At 71.3% G+C, this 19,701-nt stretch carries 14 protein-coding genes and 1 tRNA gene; 9 read left to right on the top strand and 6 right to left on the bottom strand.

Annotation, left to right across the window (positions count from 1 at the left end):
• Window positions 1–30 precede the first annotated feature (30 nt).
• The 6 genes from C3V41_RS12735 (at window position 31) to C3V41_RS02905 (ending at window position 6,531) form a co-directional block, all read left to right on the top strand.
• Complete coding sequence (locus tag C3V41_RS12735; RefSeq protein ID WP_129591462.1) at window positions 31–306, top strand: hypothetical protein; 276 nt, start codon at window positions 31–33, stop codon at window positions 304–306.
• Window positions 307–736: 430 nt separating this feature from the next.
• On the top strand, window positions 737–1,402 hold the full coding sequence (locus C3V41_RS02920) for an MT-A70 family methyltransferase (RefSeq protein ID WP_106109032.1): 666 nt from the start codon (window positions 737–739) through the stop codon (window positions 1,400–1,402).
• Window positions 1,403–1,474: 72 nt separating this feature from the next.
• Window positions 1,475–1,603, top strand: a complete 129-nt coding sequence (locus C3V41_RS14145) for a hypothetical protein (RefSeq protein ID WP_302475978.1) — start codon at window positions 1,475–1,477, stop codon at window positions 1,601–1,603.
• Window positions 1,604–1,852: 249 nt separating this feature from the next.
• Window positions 1,853–4,006, top strand: coding sequence for a type IV secretory system conjugative DNA transfer family protein (locus C3V41_RS02915; protein ID WP_174714747.1), 2,154 nt, complete (start codon window positions 1,853–1,855; stop codon window positions 4,004–4,006).
• Window positions 4,007–4,207: 201 nt separating this feature from the next.
• Complete coding sequence (locus C3V41_RS02910) at window positions 4,208–5,020, top strand: replication-relaxation family protein (protein ID WP_106109031.1); 813 nt, start codon at window positions 4,208–4,210, stop codon at window positions 5,018–5,020.
• A 128-nt stretch (window positions 5,021–5,148) separates the two neighbouring features.
• On the top strand, window positions 5,149–6,531 hold the full coding sequence (locus C3V41_RS02905; protein ID WP_165271566.1) for a recombinase family protein: 1,383 nt from the start codon (window positions 5,149–5,151) through the stop codon (window positions 6,529–6,531).
• 403 nt (window positions 6,532–6,934) lie between these two features.
• Here C3V41_RS02905 and C3V41_RS02900 read toward each other — a convergent pair.
• The 4 genes from C3V41_RS02900 to C3V41_RS02885 all read right to left on the bottom strand — a co-directional run bounded on the left by C3V41_RS02900 (window position 6,935) and on the right by C3V41_RS02885 (window position 10,788).
• A tRNA-Pro gene (locus C3V41_RS02900) sits at window positions 6,935–7,011 on the bottom strand.
• A 165-nt stretch (window positions 7,012–7,176) separates the two neighbouring features.
• On the bottom strand, window positions 7,177–7,473 hold the full coding sequence (locus tag C3V41_RS02895; protein WP_106109029.1) for a rhodanese-like domain-containing protein: 297 nt from the start codon (window positions 7,471–7,473) through the stop codon (window positions 7,177–7,179).
• A 29-nt stretch (window positions 7,474–7,502) separates the two neighbouring features.
• Window positions 7,503–9,164 carry a glucose-6-phosphate isomerase gene (pgi, locus tag C3V41_RS02890; RefSeq protein ID WP_106109028.1) on the bottom strand — a complete coding sequence of 554 codons (1,662 nt, stop codon included), beginning with the start codon at window positions 9,162–9,164 and terminating at the stop codon, window positions 7,503–7,505.
• Between the two features lie 100 nt (window positions 9,165–9,264).
• A complete protein-coding gene (locus tag C3V41_RS02885) occupies window positions 9,265–10,788 on the bottom strand; it encodes a hypothetical protein (RefSeq protein ID WP_106109027.1) in 1,524 nt (507 codons plus the stop codon).
• A gap of 243 nt (window positions 10,789–11,031) precedes the next feature.
• On the opposite strand from C3V41_RS02885, the gene C3V41_RS02880 reads away from it, so the two are divergent.
• The gene (locus C3V41_RS02880) at window positions 11,032–12,255 is read left to right on the top strand and encodes a pentapeptide repeat-containing protein (RefSeq protein ID WP_106109026.1); all 1,224 of its coding nucleotides are present in this window, start codon (window positions 11,032–11,034) and stop codon (window positions 12,253–12,255) included.
• Between the two features lie 78 nt (window positions 12,256–12,333).
• On the opposite strand, the gene der is transcribed toward C3V41_RS02880, so the two are convergent.
• A complete protein-coding gene (der, locus tag C3V41_RS02875) occupies window positions 12,334–14,517 on the bottom strand; it encodes a bifunctional cytidylate kinase/GTPase Der (RefSeq protein ID WP_106109025.1) in 2,184 nt (727 codons plus the stop codon).
• Window positions 14,518–14,735: 218 nt separating this feature from the next.
• Window positions 14,736–16,334 carry an RNA polymerase sigma factor gene (locus C3V41_RS02870; protein ID WP_106109024.1) on the bottom strand — a complete coding sequence of 533 codons (1,599 nt, stop codon included), beginning with the start codon at window positions 16,332–16,334 and terminating at the stop codon, window positions 14,736–14,738.
• A gap of 146 nt (window positions 16,335–16,480) precedes the next feature.
• Here C3V41_RS02870 and C3V41_RS02865 point away from each other — a divergent pair, with 146 nt between their 5' ends.
• Entirely contained in the window at window positions 16,481–17,620 is a 1,140-nt protein-coding gene (locus C3V41_RS02865; RefSeq protein ID WP_106109023.1) for a polyprenyl synthetase family protein, read from the top strand.
• A gap of 74 nt (window positions 17,621–17,694) precedes the next feature.
• A complete protein-coding gene (gene pknB / locus C3V41_RS02860) occupies window positions 17,695–19,701 on the top strand; it encodes a Stk1 family PASTA domain-containing Ser/Thr kinase (RefSeq protein WP_106109022.1) in 2,007 nt (668 codons plus the stop codon).

The raw sequence follows: 19,701 nt of genomic DNA, 5'->3' as shown, positions 1-19,701 counted from the left end.
CCAGCAGGAGAACCAAAGGAGACCCCGCCCATGGACACCACGACCCTGGCCGCGCTCGCCGTACCCACCGCCCTGGCGCTGCTCACCCTCCTGGTCCGCCGTGCCCGCCACCGCCACGACCACCAGGCCGCCCGCCGCCAGGCCTGCATGCGCGCCCATCCCGCAGGCAGGGCCCTGGATGACACCACCAGCGGCCTGTGGGCCCGCACCGCCACGGCCAGGTACGCCCAGGACCAGGCGGCCCTCCGGGCCGCCACCACCATGATCCGCACCGCGCTCCACCACCAGCCCCGCGACCGGCCCTGACACGACAGGGGGCAGGCAACCCCTCCAGGAGCGGGACCCGGGGCGCCGGGCAGGAGAGAGGGGTGGGGCAACCGCACCCCTGCCCACGGCCCGGTGCTCCGGGAACCACCGGCCGGGCAGGAGCGCCCGGGACAAACCGCCTGTCGTCATTTCCACATCACTCGCACCCACGACCACAAACCCGGGGGAGCCCGCACCCCACCAGGAGGGAGCGGCTCAGCCAACCCGTCCGACCGCTAACAGAACCACTGCTCGCACCCATTGTCATCTCGCATGCTCTCAGGCTCACTAAAGGGCAACGGCAACCGCAGGACATCGAAAGAGGCATTACAAGCCACAAGAACCTCCTCTAGAACCCTTCCGCAGCCGTAACAGAATCACTAACACCCCTCCACCAGGAGCAGAGGGAGGGGAGACAAGGAGACCCGCCATGCACGACACAGGACACCACCCCCAGAACAACCAGGGGAAGGACGGACCCGGCGCGCCCGCCGCCTACAGCGGCCCACGCTTCCGTACCATCCTGGCCGACCCGCCCTGGGACACCCACCAACGCGGGCCCCTTGGCGCCTCCCGTCACTACGACCTCATGACCCTCGACCAGATCCGCGGCCTCCCCGTGGCCCAGCTTGCCCAGCCGGACGCCCACCTGTGGCTGTGGGTCACCAACGCCACCCTGAGAGCCGGCTACGACCTGGCAGAGGCCTGGGGCTTCACCCCACGCTCCCCACTGACCTGGATCAAGCCGCGCTTCACCCTGGGCAACTACCTGCGCAACGCCACCGAGCACCTCCTCCTCGCCACCCGGGGGCGGGCACCCGTGGCATACCACTCCCAGCCGACCTGGATGTTCGCGCCCCTCCAGGACCACTCCCACAAGCCCGAGGAGCAGTTCGCCGTCATCGAGCGGATCAGCCACGGCCCCTACCTCGAGCTCTTCGCCAGACGCCACCCACCCAGCAACAGGAACTGGGCCGTCTGGGGCAACCAGATCCCCTCGGACATCCACATCCCCGGCTACCCCGTACCACGGTACAGCGAGAGAGCCGGACGGGACGAGAACGGGCGTGACCACGCAGACAGGGACAGGTCGTGAGAGGGGTCAAGCATGCCGGACGGTGGCGGGCCGCGCTCGCTCGCGGCGAGGTTCTGGAGGAGCTGCCTGTACGTGTTCGGCGGCGTCGTGCTGCTGACGTGGACGGTGGACCTGATCTGCCGCTACTGGTGGGCCCTGGCGACCGCAGGCGCCGTGGCCGCGACCGCGGCCGTCGTGCGCTGGTACCTGCGGCGCTGGTGAGAAGAAGCAGGCGGAGGCGGTCATGACCTACCGGAGCAGGAGGAGCAGCGGTCGCGGTACTCAGCGGCGGTACCGGGCAGTGGCCTCATGGCGTCGGAAGATCGACGTCGAGGCGCTGGCTCGGGTCCTGCTGGTGCTGGCCCTGCACCACGCCGAGCAGGAGGCTGCGACAACCGACCCGGACGAGACGGCGAGAACCCTTCGGCCAGCTGGCGCCAGGAGCGAGCCTCCTCAGACGGAGGACAGGTCGTGAACGGGACCTGGCAGTGGCAGGAGCTGGCCTGGGACAGCCCGGCAGCACCCGCGGTGGGCGCAGCGGCGCTGGAGCGCCTGGCTACCGCCGTCGAGGTGGGGCCGGTGGTGCTGGAGCTGCGGGCCTGGGCCGGTGGGGAGTGCTGGCTGGTCGGCTGCCGGCCGGGTCGGGCCGTTGAGCTCGAGCAGCTGCTGGGCCATCACCTGCCGGCACGGCTGCACCGTCCTCAGCGACAGCGCCCGGCGGTGGGCCAGGCGGTACGGCTGCAGGTCCGCGGCAGCCATGTCAGCACGTCAGCGGATCGTGTCGTAGCGGCGACCCGGGCGCTGTACGCCTGCCTGAGCGGCCTGCACGAGGACCAGCAGGCGGTGGTGCAGCTGCTGATCGGACGCCGCCTGCCGTCGTCGTCCTTCACCGGGCCACCAGCACCGGGCTGGCGTGAGCTGTTCCTGGGCCAGCCCGCTCCGAGGTCACCGGAGCGTCCGACCAGGACGACCAGCGAGCAGCACGGGGCGGCGGCCTGCCTGCGCCTGGGACATACCGGCACGCCCGCCCAGGCGCACCAGTTGTTCTCCCGGTTGCTGGGGGCGCTGCGGATCGTCGAGACGCCCCGGGCCCGGTTCCGCCTGAGCGCCGAGACGCCAGACAGGCTCAACCGGGTGTCACGCCCGTGGGCCTGGCCGCTGCGTCTGCGCTCGGGGCAGCTGGCAGCCCTGTGCGGCTGGCCGATCGGCGAGCCACCGCTACCGCTCCTCGGCGACCTGCACCCGCGTCTGCTGCCACCACCAGCCAGTCTGGTGAGATCCGAGCGGGTCATCGGCCTGACCAGCACCCCAGGGTGCAGGCAGCCCGTCGCGATCCCGATTCGTGACGCGGTCTTCCACACCCATCTGCTGGGTCCCACCGGTACCGGGAAGTCAACCGTGCTGCTGTCCCTCGCCCTGGCCGACGTCGAGGCCCACCGGGCGGTGCTGCTGCTCGACCCCAAAGGCGACCTGGCGACCGACCTGCTGGCCCGCGTCCCGGAGGGCCGCCACGAGGACGTGGTGGTGATCGACCCGACCAATCCTGCTCCGGTGGGGTTGAATCCGTTGGCCGGGCCAGCCCGCCTGGCACCAGTGACCGCCGACAGCCTGCTGGGAACGCTGGCAGCACTGTTCCGTGAGCACTGGGGCGTCCGCACCGCCGACGTCCTCAACGCAGCACTGCTGACCCTGGCGCGCACGCCGGGCGCCAACCTGCTGTGGCTGCCGCCGCTCCTGACCGACCCGGCCTTCCGGCGCCGGGTACTGGACGACCAGGACGACCCGCTGGGCACCGGCGCCTTCTGGGCCGCCTACGAGGCCAAGAGACCACAGGCGCAGGCGGTGGAGATCGCCCCGGTGCTCAACAAGCTGCGCCAGCTCATCCTGCGGCCCCACCTGCGCGCCGTTCTGGGACAGAGCGCTCCACGCTTCACGGTCGAGGAGCTGTTCACCCGCAAACGGATCGTGGTGGTCAACCTCAACCGCGGCCTGCTCGGGGCGGAGGCCGCCCGCCTACTGGGAAGCCTGCTGGTCGGACAGCTGTGGTCACGGCTGCTGGCCCGCCAGGCGCTACCGCCCGAACGCCGCCACGTCGTCTCCGTCTACATCGACGAGGCCCACGACTTCATCAACGGCCTGCCCGGCGACCTGTCCGAGGCACTGGCCCAGGCCCGGTCCCTGGGCGGAGCCCTGCACCTGGCCCACCAGTACCGCGCCCAGCTCAGCCCGTCCATGGTCCAGGCCCTGGAGACCAACGCCCGCAACAAGATCTACTTCGGCCTGTCCGGCACCGACGCCGCCGCGGCCGCCCACCTGGCACCAGGACTGGAGGCCCAGGACTTCATCGGACTGCCCGCCTACCACGCCTACGCCACCCTGATGCAGCAGGGGCGGTCCACCGGCTGGCTGTCCGTCACCACCAGGCCCGCACCACCGGCCCGCCAGGAACCAGCGTCCCTGTACGCCGCCAGCCACCAGCGCTACGGCGTCCCAGCCGCCCGAACCGAGCAGCAGCTACTCGCCCTGACCAGCCGCACACAGCAGACGAACCACCACCCACACCCACCACCGAACCAACCGGACGAGCCCGACCAGCCGGACCCTATCGGCCGCCGACGCCGATAAGAACCCGAGACGGGTCGGGCGACGATCCGGCAGACACGCCGCCACCACCGACCAGCACCAGAGAACCCCCGTACACCACCGAGACCGCCGCCGTAGAGGACGGTGACTGACCCCGCCGAGCCGGACGCCTCCCGTACGGACAGGCGCACCGACCCACCCGGTGGCAACCAGATACCCGGATAGCAAGGAAAGGAGCCCCTCATGAACCAGTCCCTGAACCGACCCACCACTCTCGACCACCCGATCTACCCGCGCCTGCTGGGGCTGCTGCAGGCGCACAGGTTCGCCACCACCACCCAGCTGGCCCGACTGACCGCTGACGCCTACACCAGCCTGCGCTCGGCTACCCGTCAGACCCTGCGTCACCTCAACCAGCTGCTGGAGCAGCACCTGGTGACGTGCCTGGAACGCCGCGTCGGCGGCTGGCGGGGCGGCTCCACCGCCGGCATCTGGGCCCTGACCACCCACGGGGCACGCACCCTGACCGGCCGGGCCACACGCCAGCGCAACCAGGCCGTCTCGACCAGCTTCCTGGCCCATCTGCTGGCCGTCACCGAGACCCGCACCATTATCGACGAGACCGTCCGCCAGCTGCCCGGCACCACCGCCACCATCACCACCGAGCCGGACTGCTGGCGCCCCCACCTGGGCACGGCCGGCCAGCACCTGACCCTGCGACCCGACCTGCACGCCGTGGTCACCAGCCCCGGCTACCAGGACCACTACTTCATCGAGGTCGACCGAGACACCGAGAACCCAGCCCGCGTCATCACCACCTGCCACCGCTACCAGGCCTACTACGCCACCGGTATCGAGCAGCAGGCGGGCGGCGTCTTCCCGGTCACCCTGTGGATCGTCCCCCACGACAGGCGCCAGCGCCAGCTCCAGCGATACCTGGATGCCGAGTCCGATCTGAACCCCCACCTGTTCGCTGTCACCACCCAGCAACAGCTGCCGGAGATCATCACAAGTGGACCACCAACCACCGACCAGGCAGAGGAGGATCCCTCATGACACAGCGCGCCACCAATAACACCAACTCTTCAGACCTACGAAACCCGAGAGAAACACCCGACAGATCTCCCACAGGAGAATCATATAAAGCGCTGGACACCTCGCACAAAAAGAGCGTTAATGGAAACATGAACGCATCTACAATACCATTTACTAGCCAGAACGCCATGGCGCTCCTGGCCCAGGAACTCACCCCCAAGCGAGCCGTGTCCTACCTGCGGGTGTCCACCCGCGAGCAGGCCCAGCGCGGCGGCCACGAAGAGGGCTTCTCCATCCCCGCCCAGCGAGCGGCCAACAAACGCAAGGCCAAGACCATCGGCGCGACCATCGTCAAGGAGTTCGTCGAGCGCGGAGCCTCGGGCACCTCCACCCGCCGCCCGGCCCTGCAGGCCATGCTGCGCTACCTGGAGGAGGCCATCGCCAGCGGTGAGACCATCGACTACGTCATCGTCCACAAGCTCGACCGCCTGACCCGCAACCGCGCCGACGACGTCGTCCTCAACCAGCGGTTCCACGAGCTCGGCACCCGCCTGATCTCCACGTCCGAGAACATCGACCAGACCCCCGGCGGCATGCTGCTGCACGGCATCATGGCCAGCATCTCGGAGTTCTACTCGAACAACCTGTCGAGCGAGGTCAAGAAAGGCATGAGCGAGAAGGCACGCAACGGCGGCTGCATCGGCAAGGCGCCCCTGGGATACCGCAACACCACCACGACCAGTAACGGCCGCGAGGCCCACGTCGCCACCATCGACCCGGACCGGGCCGAGCTCATCACCCGGGCGTTCACCGCCTACGCCACCGGCGACTACACGCTCAAGTCTCTGGCTGCCGAGCTGAATAGCCGAGGGCTGACCGTCCCGGCCACGGCTCGCCTGCCGGAGCGTCCGATCTCGATCCAGTCCCTCCACCGCATCCTGTCCAACCCCTTCTACACCGGCCAGGTCGTCTACCACGACTGCCTCTACCCCGGCACCCACCAGGCGCTGGTGGACCAGCAGACCTTCCAGCGGGTCCAGGCCATCCTGGCCGGCAAGGTCAACGGCGAGCGCACCATCCGCCACCCGCACTACCTGAAGTCCACCGTCTACTGCGGCATCTGCCACTCCCGCCTGATCATCACCACCGCCAGACCCAAGAAGACCACCTACCAGTACTTCGTCTGCCTGGGCCGCCACTCCAGGAAACAGCCGGACTGCACCTTCCGCGCCACCCAGACCGAGACCGTAGAGGACGAGGTCGAACACCTCTACCAACGCATCCACCTGCGGCCCACCCGGCGCGAGGAGCTGGAACAGGCACTCCACCACCAGCTGGGCCAGCTGGTGGTGGACACCCAGCAGCAGCTGGCCCAGATCACCGCCACCCGGCAGAAGCTAAAGCACCAGCAGCACAAGCTCCTCCAGGCCCACTACGAGAACGCCATCCCCGTAGAGTTGCTACGCAAGGAACAACAACGTATCACCCACAGCCTAACCACTGCTAACCATCGTATCCAAACCTTAGAATAAGACCTAGAAGATAAAGAAAAACTAGTTGTCCAGGCACTGGACATCGCCCAGCACATGGCCAGCGCCTACCACCACGCGCCCAACCACATCCGCCGCATGCTCAACCAACTACTCTTCGAACACGTCTACCTCGTCCCCCACGACGACACCAGACAGCTCACCGCTACCGCCACCTGCATACCACCCTTCGATAGCATCCTGGGATGGAGCGGGAGCCCGACAGACAGCGAGCAGACCTCGCAGGCATCAGGGGGTCACGAGGTCGCAAACACCAGACCCGACATGCAGCCTCCGAACCGGCAGAGCTGCCTCAAACCACCAAAAACCGCCCAGAACAAGCCGTGTTCAACCCAAAAACCCACGCCTGAGGTCTCTCAGGACGTGGGTTTGAGTGTCGAACACTTGGTCGGGCTGGCGGGATTTGAACCCACGACCCCTTGACCCCCAGTCAAGTGCGCTACCAAACTGCGCCACAGCCCGTGCCCTGCGCAGCCGCTTGTGGCAGCCCGCCCGGGACGAGAAGAACCTTAGACCACGATCCGCCCGGACCAGAAATCGACTCGCGGTGACACCTCCCACACCTCCTGTCCGACGGCGTCGTCGCGGGCGGTTCGGGGCCTGCCCCGGGGCAGGCCCCGAACGGGTTCAGGCGTTGGCGAGCCAGGCCCGCATGCCGCCGCTGACGTTGAGGAGCTCACCGGGGTACCCGGCGGCGGTCAGCGCCTCAATGGCGCGTGCTGAGCGTACGCCTGCCGCGCAGACCACGGCCGTGGGCCTGGTGGCGTCGAGCTCGTCGCGGCGCTCCACGACCTGTCCCAGGGGGATGCTCACCGAGCCCTTGATGGCCGCCTGGGCGACCTCGTGGGGCTCGCGCACGTCGAGGACCACCAGGTCCCCCTTCTCCAGGCGGTCGCGCAGCTCCTCGGTACTGATCTCCTTCACGGGCTCCTCCTTTTCAGGCTCGGTGGTGGTCAGGCGCCGTAGCGCAGCGCCCGGTAGCGGGTGATCAGGCCCTGGGTGGAAGCGTCCTGGGCCCCCAGGGCATCGGCGTCGCCCTGGACGGCGGGGGCGATCTGCAGGGCGAGCTTCTTGCCCAGCTCCACGCCCCACTGGTCGAAGGAGTCGATGCCCCACACGATGCCCTGCGTGAAGGTGATGTGCTCGTACAGGGCGATGAGCTGGCCCACCACGCTCGGCGTGAGCGCCGGGGCCAGGATCGACGTCGTCGGCCGGTTGCCGGGGAAGACGCGGGCGGGCACGATCTCCTCGGCCGTGCCCTCCGCGCGCACCTCCTCCTCGGTCTTGCCGAAGGCCAGCGCCGCCGTCTGGGCCAGGTAGTTGGACAGGAACAGCTCGTGGACGTCCACTCCCCCGTCCTTGGTGGGGTGAGCGGGGGTGGCCACGGCGATGAAGTCCGCGGGGATGAGCTGAGTGCCCTGGTGGATGAGCTGGTAGAAGGCGTGCTGGCCGTTGGTGCCCGGCTCGCCCCAGAAGACCTCGCCGGTCTCAGTGGTCACGGGGCTGCCGTCCCAGCGCACGGACTTGCCGTTGGACTCCATGGTGAGCTGCTGGAGGTAGGCGGCGAAACGGTGCAGGTACTGGGCGTAGGGCAGGATGGCGTGGGAGTCTGCCTTGAAGAAGTTGACGTACCAGACGTTGAGCAGGCCCATGAGCATGGGGACGTTCTCGGCCGGGGCCCTGGTGGCGAAGTGCTCGTCGACGGTGTGGAAGCCGGAGAGGAAGTCGGCGAAGTTCTCCGGACCGATGGCCACGGCCAGAACCGTGCCGACGGCGGAGTCCACCGAGTAGCGCCCGCCCACCCAGTTCCAGAAGCCGAAGGTGTTGGCCGGGTCGATGCCGAAGGCCTCGACCTTGTCCAGGGCGGTGGACACGGCCACGAAGTGCTTGGCGATGGCGCCCTCGGCGTCGATGCCCCGCGCCTCGAGCGCGCCGAGGAACCAGTCGCGGGCCATGCGGGCGTTGGTGAGGGTCTCCAGGGTGGTGAAGGTCTTGGAGGCGATGATGAACAGGGTCGTCTCCGGGTCGAGGTCCGCCACCTTCTCGGCGCAGTCGGCGGGGTCGATGTTGGAGATGAAGCGGCACTGAAGGCCCTTCTGCACGTAGGGCTTGAGGGCCTCGTAGACCATGACGGGGCCCAGGTCGGACCCGCCGATGCCGATGTTGACCACCGTCTTGATGGGCTTACCGGTGATGCCGGTCCACTGCCCCGAGCGCACGCGGCGGGCGAAGGCGTAGATCTTCTCCAGGACCTCGTGGACGTCGGCGACGACGTCCTGGCCGTCCACGCTCAAGGAGTCAGTGGCCGGGCGGCGCAGGGCCGTGTGCAGGACGGCGCGGTCCTCGGTGATGTTGATGTGCTCACCGGCGTACATGGCGTCACGACGGCCCGGGACGTCCACCTGCTCGGCGAGCTCGGCCAGGGCGTCGCGAACGTCATCGGTCAGCAGGTTCTTGGACAGATCGACGAACAGGTCCCCCAGCTCGTAGGAGAAGCGCTCGGCGCGGCCGGGATCCTCGGCGAACCAGGCTCGCAGATCGGGGTCCAGGGACTCGTGGAGAGCGGTGAGAGCGGACCAGGCGGGTGTGGTGGTGGCGTCAATGGGCTTGATCATGACGCCCAGTCTAAACGGGGAAGGTCCCGGCGAGGGGCGCTCCGGCCCCGCGGGGCGGGGGAATCATGGCGCTGCGCGGGGAGGGCCGGCGGCCCCGGCCCTACAGCCCCGCCCGCCTCAGCTCATCGTGCACGGTGGGGCGGTGCCGGCAGCTGTCGCGCAGGTTGTCCAGCCAGACCCGGAAGCGCCTCGTGTGCGCGCCGACCCGCCGCCCCGCCCCGGCGGTCCCGACGGCGCCCCCGCCCTCATCCGCCGGGCCCGCGCCCGCGTCGGCGGCGGTCTCGGCCGCGGCCGCCTCGTCGGCCGCCGCGGCGATATCGCGCAGCCGCACGGCGAACTGCGCGATCCTCTGCGACGTCTCCCTGCCGGAGCGCCGCCCCAGCGTCCGCGTCACCGCCTCCTCGTACAGGCGCATCGCGTCCGCGGGCCGGGGCTGGGGCGCGGCGTCGGCCAGCTTTTGCCAGGCGTCGTCGGCGCCCCACCGGTCGGCGGCCCGCCAGGCGCGCTCGACGTCGCCCTCGTGCAGCGCCAGGGCGATGGGGATGTCCGCGTCGCGCCAGTTGCGCCCGTCGATCCACGCCAGCGCCGCCTCGCGCTCCCGGTCCCGGCGGCCCAGGCGCTCCGCGGTGTCCAGGAGCAGGTCGTAGGCGTCCGCGCCGGGGTTCTCCCGGAACAGCCGGTGCGCCAGCTCCACGGCGTCGTCGGGCCGTCCGGCCCCGATGTACAGGTCGATCGCCCGCGGCGCGTCCAGGCGCCTTCTGACGATGTCCGTCTCCTCCGGCCGGTCCCAGAAACTCCTCCCCACGCTCTCGGCGGCGACGGCGCGGTCGAGCCAGGCCATCGCCTCGTCCCGCCGCCCCGCCGCCAGCAGCCGCTCGACGATCGAGGCGTACCAGGGGCCGGTGTTCTCCTCGGCCAGGAGCCCCACGGCCCGGTCGACGTCCCCGTCCGCGTCGGCCAGCTCCACCTCGAGCACGAACCTCTGCCGACTCGGCGGCGCGGCCTCGACGGCCCCCCGGTAGACGGCGAGCCCCTCCTCCCCCAGCGCCGGGAGGAAATCGGTCAGGGCCAGCTCCGGGCAGCTCAGGCCCTCCAGCCGGAACTGCGCCAGCCAGGCCGCCAGCGCGCCGACGTCGGGCCGGCCCTCGCGGCAGGCGCGCGCGTACAGCTCCGCGGCCCGGTCGCTGGCCCGCTCCATGAGCCCGCCGGTGTCACCCAGGCCCTCGTACAGGTCCGGGCGCAGGCGCACAATGATCATGTGCAGCGGCGGGGCGGCGGCGTCGGCCCCGCCGTCGTCGATCAGGGCCTCCAGCTCGTCGAGGAAGTCGAGGATGTCGGTGGCGTAACCGTTGTCCGCGTACTCCCCGTACTCGAAGTCGTAGGATTCGTAGTCCTCGTAGCCCTTGGGCGCGGACAGCAGGGCGGCGGCCCGGCGGACCGGGTCCTCGCCCGCCCCGCCCCGGCGCTCCCCGGCCAGCTCCGCGACGGCCTCCAGGGTGCGGCGCACCGTCTCGGAGCACTCGGCCAGCGTGAGCACCAGCTCGTGCAGCTCGGAGCGGCTCAGGCCGTCCAGGTAGGCCTGCACCGCGGGGCCCGGCCCGTCTTCGCCGATCACGACCTTCATCGCACCGTCCTCCTCGACTGTCCCGGCGCTCCGCTGCACCCGAAATCCGCCGCCCGCCGGGGCGACCGGGCCGGCGACGGCTACAGTCTACGGGGTCAGCCCCGTGCCGCGCCCGCGCGGCCGCGACCCGCAAGGAGCCCCATGGCCCCCGCCGAGCCCGCCCTCACCACGGCCGACGCCGTGCGCGCCGCCCTGGCCGGGTTGTCCGACGACTCCAGGGCGGAGCAGTGAGAGGAAGCCCAGATGTCTGAGACGACCGGTACGAGGAGGCCCCGCCGCGGGTTCCTGCGCGCCGTGACACGCCGGTTCGGTACGTGGCCCCTGTTCGGCGTCATCCTCGTATGGGTGGTGCTCGCCCTGGTCGTGTTCACCGTCCTGGGGTGGCTGTGGGGTGAGGGCCCGCTCTGGTCCTGGCAGCGGTGGCTGACGAACTGGCGCGGCGCCAGCGCGGGGGCGGGTTCGCTCGACCTCGTCAAGGTGTCCCTGACCACCATCGGAGGCATTGGAGGCACTGGCTACCTCGTCATCAAGTACCGCGAGCGGGCCAGCGCCGAGCGCGCCGAAAGGGATGCCGAGCAGGACAGGGCCGAGCAGAGGCTGCTCAGCGGGGTGCAGCAGCTGGGAAGCGGGTCACCACAGGTGAGGATCGCCGGGGTCTACTCCCTCGCCGACGTGGCGGACACCTACCGCGGGGAGTACCGCCAGCGCGTGGTGAGCATCCTGTGCGGGTACCTGCGAACGCAGCGCGGTGAGCGGAGGACCATCGTCAACGAGCAGGACGGACCGGAGCAGTCCAGCGAGGAGAAGGTCTACGTGAGCCACGACGGCGCCGTCGAGTCGACGGTGCTGGAGGTGCTCGTCAGACACCTGCACAAGCGCTGCGAGAAGACGAAGCACCGCGAGGCGGTCACCCAGCTGGTCGAGGACGACCAGCTCTGGTGCGACTGCACCATCGACCTTCACGACGCCGTTCTCACCGAGTTCGCCAACTTCCGGGACGCGACCTTCAACGGCTACGCCGACTTCCGGGGCGCGACCTTCAACCGCTACGCCGACTTCGAGCGCGCGACCTTCAACCGCTACGCCGACTTCCGGGGCGCGACCTTCAACCGCTACGCCGACTTCCGGGGCGCGACCTTCAACCGCTACGCCGACTTCCGGGGCGCGACCTTCACCAACGCCAACTTCCGGGGCGCAACCTTCAACCGCTACGCCAACTTCTGGGACGCGACCTTCACCAACGACGCCAACTTCTGGGACGCGACCTTCACCAGCTTCGCCGACTTCGAGCGCGCGACCTTCACCCACGACGCCGACTTCCAGGACGCGACCTTCAGCAGGTCGGCACCACCGAGGGGTCTTCCACCTGGGCGGGTCGATAAGGACGGTCTGCCGCACGGTGCCCGGTGGGCCGACGCCGATGACGAGGGCCTCGAGGCCGGCTCCCCTGACGACGCCCCCGCTTGAGGGCACGGGCCCCGGTTCCGCCGGCTCCGCTGCCTCGTGACCGCCGGGAACCGCTGACCGCGCGGCAACGGCGCCGCCTCACCGCCGCCGGCGCTTCTCGCGCGCGCGCACCGAGATCTGGATGGGCGAGCCGGTGAAGCCGAAGTCCTCGCGCAGGCGGCGCTCGATAAAGCGGCGGTAGCCGGCGTCGAGGAAGCCGGTGGTGAAGATGACGATCCGTGGTGGTGCCGTCTGCACCTGGGTGGCGAAGAGGATCCGCGGCTGCTTGCCGCCGCGCAGGGGGTGGGGGGTGGCGGACTGGAGCTCGCCGAGGAAGGCGTTGAGGCGTCCGGTAGGGACGCGGGTGGTCCAGCCCTCAAGGGCGGCGTCCAGGGCGCGTGCCAGGCGGTTGGTGTGCCAGCCGGTGCGGGCGGCCAGGTTGATGTGGGGGGCCCAGGCCACGTGCGCCAGGTCCTGGTCGGTCTGACGGGCGAGCTGGGTGCGGCGGTCCTCGTCCACCAGGTCCCACTTGTTGTTGACCAGCACCAGGGCCCGTCCGGCGTCGACGACCTGCTGGATGACGCGCACGTCCTGCTCGCTCAGGGGCTGGGAGGCGTCCAGCAGGACGACGGCGACCTCGGCCTTCTCAATGGCGCCCTGGGTGCGCAGGACGGCGTAGTAGTCCGCGCCCCGCACCTGGCGTACCCGGCGGCGGATGCCGGCGGTGTCGACGAACACCCACTGGCGTCCGTCGAGCTCGATGACCTCGTCCACCGGGTCGCGGGTGGTGCCGGCGGTCTCGTTGACCACGACCCGGTCCTGGGCGGCAATGGTGTTCAGGAGGGAGGACTTGCCCACGTTGGGGCGTCCGACCAGGGCCACGCGGTGCAGCCTCCCCTCGGGCGGGGGGGCGGCGACCGCCGAGACCTGCGGCAGGACGCTGACGACGGCGTCGAGCACCTCCCCGCTGCCGCGGCCGTGGAGCGCCGAGACCGGGTAGGGCTCGCCCAGGCCCAGGCCCCACAGGGCGGCGGCGTCGCCCTCCTGGGCCGAGGAGTCCACCTTGTTGGCGGCCAGGACCACGGGCTTGCCGCTGCGGCGCAGCATCCTGACCACCTGGGCGTCGGTCTCGGTGACGCCGACCCGGGCGTCCACCACGAGCAGGACGGCGTCGGCCCTGTCGACGGCGACCTCGGCCTGGGTGGCCACGGCGGCGTCCAGGCCGGCCACGTCCACCTCCCAGCCGCCGGTGTCCACGATGGTGAAGCGGCGCCCGGCCCACTCGGCCGGGTAGGAGACCCGGTCCCGGGTGACGCCGGGGGTGTCCTGGACCACGGCCGCCCGGCGTCCGATGACCCGGTTGACCAGGGTGGACTTGCCCACGTTGGGGCGTCCGATGACGGCCAGGACCGGCAGGCCCGCCTCGGGGGCGTCTCCGGCGGGGCCCTCCTGGTCACCCGAGAGCAGGGCCAGGTCCTCCTCGTCCAGCTCGTAGTCCTCCAGCCCGGCGCGCAGGGCCCGGGCCCGCTGGTGGTCCTCCTGGCTCTCCGCGGGGTCCTGGGGCCGGGCCCCGGGGCCGGACGGGCCGGGCAGGGCGGCCCGGACCAGGTCCAGGACGTGCCCGACCGTCTCCTCCAGGGTCATGTCGGAGGTGTCCACGAGGGTGACGCCCTTGGGGGCGGTGAGGAACTGGGAGACGGTGGCGTCGTCCCGGTCCCGGCGCAGCACCTGGTCGCGCAGGGCGGCCGCGTCCACGGCCTTGCCCGCGGCCTCCAGGTCCCTGGCGCGGCGCTCCAGGCGGGCCTGCTCCGAGGCGGTGAGCAGGAGGCGTACGTCGGCCCCGGGGGCGATGACGGTGGTGATGTCACGGCCCTCGGCCACGATCCCGGCGCCCCCGGAGAAGGAGTCCGGGCTGGTGGACTCGCGCTCAATGACCTCGCGCTGGAGGCGGGCCAGCTCGGGACGCACCCGCGGGTTCGTGGCCACCGTGGAGACCACGGCGGCGATGTGGGGCTCGCGGACGGCGGCGGTCACGTCCTGGCCGTCGCAGTGGACGCGGGGGTCGGCGGGGTCCACGCCCACCTGGAGCGGCATGGCCTCCACCGCCGAGGCGACGGCGTCGGCGTCACTGAGGTCGATGCCCTGGCGCTCGCACCACCAGGCGGCGGCGCGGTACATGGCGCCGGTGTCCAGGTAGGCCAGGCCCGCCCGGGCCGCTACCAGCCTGGAGACCGTCGACTTCCCCGATCCGCTCGGTCCGTCAATCGCGACAACGACTCCCATGGGGCTCCTTACACGTCAGGGCAGGCTGGGCCCACCGGCCATCTGGGACCAAGCCTGCCACGGGGCCCGGGAGCCCACGGTGCCCGGTGCCATGAGTTCGCGCACGCCCCCAGGCCTCCCCCCCGGCCGCCCCGGGGCGCGCGGCCACCGGCCGGGGCCCAGGTCGGGCGGCGGGCCCGCCTGGTGTGCACGCGCGGTCACCGGCCGGCAGGGAGGCCCTAGTCCAGGTAGTCGCGCAGCACCTGGGAGCGGGAGGGGTGGCGCAGCTTGGACATGGTCTTGGACTCTATCTGCCTAATGCGCTCGCGGGTGACCCCGTAGACCTTGCCGATCTCGTCCAGGGTCTTGGGCTGGCCGTCGGTCAGGCCGAAGCGCATGGACACCACCCCGGCCTCACGCTCCGAGAGGGTGTCCAGCACGGCGTGGAGCTGCTCCTGGAGGAGGGTGAAGCTCACCGCGTCGGCCGGGACCACGGCCTCGGAGTCCTCGATGAGGTCGCCGAACTCGCTGTCCCCGTCCTCGCCCAGGGGGGTGTGCAGGCTAATGGGCTCCCGGCCGTACTTCTGGACCTCCACGACCTTCTCGGGGGTCATGTCCAGCTCCACGGCCAGCTCCTCGGGGGTGGGCTCGCGGCCCAGGTCCTGGAGCATCTGGCGCTGGACCCGGGCGAGCTTGTTAATGACCTCCACCATGTGCACCGGGATGCGGATGGTGCGGGCCTGGTCGGCCATGGCCCGGGTGATGGCCTGGCGGATCCACCAGGTAGCGTAGGTGGAGAACTTGTAGCCCTTGGTGTAGTCGAACTTCTCCACGGCGCGGATCAGGCCCAGGTTGCCCTCCTGGATGAGGTCCAGGAAGAGCATGCCGCGCCCGGTGTAGCGCTTGGCCAGGGAGACCACCAGGCGCAGGTTGGCCTCCAGCAGGTGGTTCTTGGCGCGCTGGCCGTCCTGGGCGATCCAGTGCAGCTCGCGGCGGTTCCTGGCCTGCAGGGTGGAGCCGGTGGTGGCCAGCAGGTGCTCGGCGTACAGGCCGGCCTCGATGCGCTTGGCGAGCTCGACCTCCTGGAGGGCGTTGAGGAGGGCGACCTTGCCGATCTGCTTGAGGTAGTCCTTGACCGGGTCCGCGGTGGCCCCGGCGGTGACCACCTTCTGGGCGGGCTCGTCGGCCTCGTCGGAGTCGGAGACGGTGAAGGAGCCGTCCTTGTCCTTGTCCTGGTTCCTGGAGCGCCTGCCCGAGCGCTTGGCGGCCGCCTTCTCCGCCTCCTCGCGGCGCATGCGCTCCAGCTCACCGGTCAGGGCGGCGATGGAGGGCTGCATCTTAATGCCCTTAATGACCCAGCCGCGGAAGATGTAGCCGTTCTGCGTCAGGAACTCGCGGGCCACCATGGGGGCGGAGTCCCCCACGATAAAGCGTGGCACCGGGCCGTGCCCGTAGGGGGCCATGGTGATGGGGGCCTCCAGGGTCCCGTCGCCGCAGATCTCCAGGCCCGTCACCACGGTGCGGGAACGCACGTAGAGGGTGGAGCCGGGGGTGATCCTGAGTCCCTTGAGGACGGCGGGGTCGTTGAAGGGGTGCTTCTTGGTGCCGTCCCCGTTGGCCTCCAGGGAGACGTCGAGGTAGTAGTCGTGCGGCTCGGGGACCGGCTCCTGGTCGGGCTCCTGGTGGGAGCCCTCCTCCGGGTGCTCGCCGCGGCCCTCGCCGGCCTCGGCGCCGTCGTGCTCGTCGGTCCCGTCAGCGCCGCCCGGGCCGGTGTCCTTCTCGTCCTGGGGGTCGTTGACGTGGTCCACACGGGTGCGCGTAGCGGTGGAAGAAGCCACGGAGTTCCTTTCGCGTCAGGTAGGCCAGGCGGTGGCTGGTGCGGGAGCAGCGCGACCAGCCTCACCAACTCAGCAGACAACCTCGCTATTGTAGCGTTTATTCCCGTTTCTGACGCCCTGTGCCCGGGGCCGGTTAGGCTGGGGCAATGAGTGAGCTGAGCTTCGTCACCACGCTGGTACGCGCCGCCGTCGACCGCCGCCTGCACGAGCTCACGGACCGGTGGCGCTCCCGGCTGCCCGGGGAGGCGGGGGCCGACCTGCTGGGGCCGGCACAGCAGGCCCTCTCCGGCGGCAAGCGTATGCGCCCGGTCCTGGCCGCCGTGGGCATGACCCTGCGCACCCGGGCGGGGCGCCCGGAGGTGATGGGCGGGGCGGCCTCGGCCCGCCTGGGCGCGGCCCTGGAGCTCTACCAGGCCAGCGCCCTGGTGCACGACGACGTCATTGACGCCGCCCCCACCCGCCGGGGCCTGCCCGCCGCGCACCGCTCCTTCTCCACGGCCCACCGGCAGCGCGGCTGGCGCGGACGGCCCGGCACCTACGGCACCAGCGCGGCCCTGGTCCTGGGGGACTGGCTGCTCTCACAGGCCGGGCTGGAGATGGGGGCCGCCTGCGCCGCCGCCCGGGACGGGGCGGGAAGCGGGGCCGCGGGCCCCTGGCGGGCCCGGGAGCTCTTCGACCGCATGACCGCCGAGGTCGCCTACGGGCAATTCCTCGACGTGCGCGCCGAGGTGGTGCCCCTGCCCGGTGAGGAGGACCCGGCAGGGGCCGGGCAGGAGATGCTGGGACGGGCCCTGGAGGTGGTACGCCGCAAGTCCGCCCGGTACTCCGTCGTGCAGCCCCTGCTCCTGGGCGCCCTCCTGGCGGGCACCGACCCGGACGCGGCCCTCCTGGGGGGCCTGGCGCGCTTCGGCGAGGAGGTGGGGACCGCCTTCCAGCTGCGCGACGACGAGCTGGGGGTCTTCGGCGACCCGGCCGTGACCGGCAAGCCGGCCGGGGAGGACCTGCGTGAGGGCAAGCGCACGGCCCTGCTGGCCCTGACCTGGCAGCGCACGGACACCGCCGGACGCGACCTGCTGCGCCGGGTCCTGGCCTCCCCCGGGGACGGGACCGGGGCCGCGGCACGCCTTATCGAGGACTGCGGGGCCAGGGCTGCCCACGAGGACCTCATCGCCTCCCACCGGGCGTGCGGCCTGGAGGCCCTGGAGGCGGTGCGCCCCCTCATGGAGGCCCCCAGCGCCGCGCTCCTGGAGGCCCTGGCCGACCGGCTCACGCGCCGCAGCGCCTGACTCCCCGGGGGCGCCCCGGCGTGCCCGCCGCGCGGCGCTTCCGCCACGGGTCGCGGCCCCGTACAATCCCGCTCGTGGTCGCAGATCCGCTTCTTGATCGCCTGATCGACTCTCGCTACGAGGTTGTCGAGCGCGTCGCCCGTGGTGGCATGGCCACGGTCTACAAGGCCAGGGACAGGCGCCTGGACCGGGTCGTGGCCCTCAAGCTCATGCACCCCCACCTGGCGGACTCCCCCGACTTCGTGGCCCGCTTCCGCCGGGAGGCCCGGGCCGCGGCACGCCTGTCCAACCCCGGTGTGGTGGCCGTCTACGACCAGGGCAGTATCGACGGCGTCGCCTACCTGGTCATGGAGTTCGTGGACGGCACCAACCTGCGTGACCTGCTGGAGGCCGGGCCGGTCTCGGTCAAGGAGGCCCTGGGGCTGACCGCCCAGATCCTGCGGCCCCTGGCGGCGGCCCACCGGGCCGGTCTGGTCCACCGGGACATCAAGCCCGAGAACGTGCTCCTGCCCGCCGACGGCTCAGTGGCCAAGGTGGCCGACTTCGGCCTGGCCCGCGCGGTCACGGAGGTGACCCAGACCACCACCGGCAATGTGCTGGGGACGGTGGCCTACCTGGCGCCCGAGCTCATGACCACCGGCAGCTCCACCCCCCGGGCCGACGTCTACTCCGTGGGCATTATCCTCTTCGAGCTGCTCACGGGCCACCAGCCCTTCACCGCCGACTCCCCCATCCAGATCGCCTTCCAGAACGTCCACGAGGACGTCCCCGCCCCCTCCACCCGGGTGCCCGACATGCCCGCGGAGGTCGACAGGCTGGTGGCGCAGATGACGGCCCGCGACCCGCAGGCCCGCCTGGAGGACGGTGACACCGCCCTGACCCGCCTGCGTCAGGTGGCCGCCTCCCTGAGCGACGCCGAGCTCGCCGTCCACCTGGGCGGGGGGACCGGGACCGTGGCGGCCCAGGAGGTCCTGGCCGCCAACGCCGCCGCGGCCAGCGCGGCCGTCAGCGCCACCCCGGCCACCGCCCAGGAGGCGGCCGCCCCCCACGCCGGCCTGCGCACCGTCTCGGTGCCCATCGGCTCCATCGGACCCGGCCCCGCCGACGGCGTCACCACCATGCTGCCCCGCGGCCAGGCCCCCCAGGCCGACGGCAACGAGACCGTGGTGCTCTCCCCCCTGCCCCGGTTCCTGAGCCGGCGCGCCCTGCTGGTGGGCGCCGGGGTCGTCCTCCTGGGCGGGGGCGCCACCACCTGGTACTTCACCATGGGACCCGGGCGCACCGTGACGGTGCCGGACACCACCGGCATGACCGAGGACCAGGCACGTGAGGCCGTCCAGGCGGTCAGGCTGACCTGGGGGCCGGTGACCAAGGCCTTCTCGGACACGGTCCCCGAGGGGGCGGTCATCTCCACCGAGCCGGGGGCCGGCAGCGGCGCCCGGGTGGGCTCGGAGGTGTTGGCGACCGTCTCGCGGGGGATTGAGAAGAAGATCGTGCCGGACCTGACGAACATGACCCAGGCCCAGGCGGCCCAGGCCCTGGAGGACGCCGGCCTGTCCCTGGGCGCCGTCACCCAGGAGTACTCCCCCACCGTCAAGGAGGGCCTGGTGGCCTCCTCCTCCCCCGCCGCGGGGGCCTCGATCGACCACTCCTCGGCCGTGGCCATCGTCGTCTCCAAGGGGCGCCAGCCCGCCAGGGTCCCCGAGGTCAAGGGCAAGACCCTCCAGGAGGCCACCGCCATGCTCACCGCCGCGGGGCTGAAGGTGGGGGCCACCACGGAGGAGTACTCCGACACCGTGGAGTCCGGCAAGGTCATCTCCTCCGACCCCGAGGCCGGCAGCGGCGGGCACTACGCGGGCGAGGAGGTCTCCCTCAAGCTCTCCAAGGGCCCTGAGATGGTCACCGTCCCCAACGTCACCGGCAAGTCCAGGGACGAGGCGGTCTCCGCCCTGGAGGCCGCGGGCCTCAAGGCCGATGTCAGCAACGTCCTGGGGGGCCTGATCGACTCCGTGCGCTCCACCGACCCCGAGGCCGGTACCAGCGTCAGGAAGGGCTCCACGGTCAAGGTCAGCGTGTGGTGA

It is taken from the genome of Actinomyces sp. oral taxon 897 (genome assembly GCF_002999235.1).
GTDB lineage: Bacteria > Actinomycetota > Actinomycetes > Actinomycetales > Actinomycetaceae > Actinomyces.
Note: the sequence above shows the minus strand (reverse complement) of the source record. Positions and strands in the feature narration are given on the sequence as shown.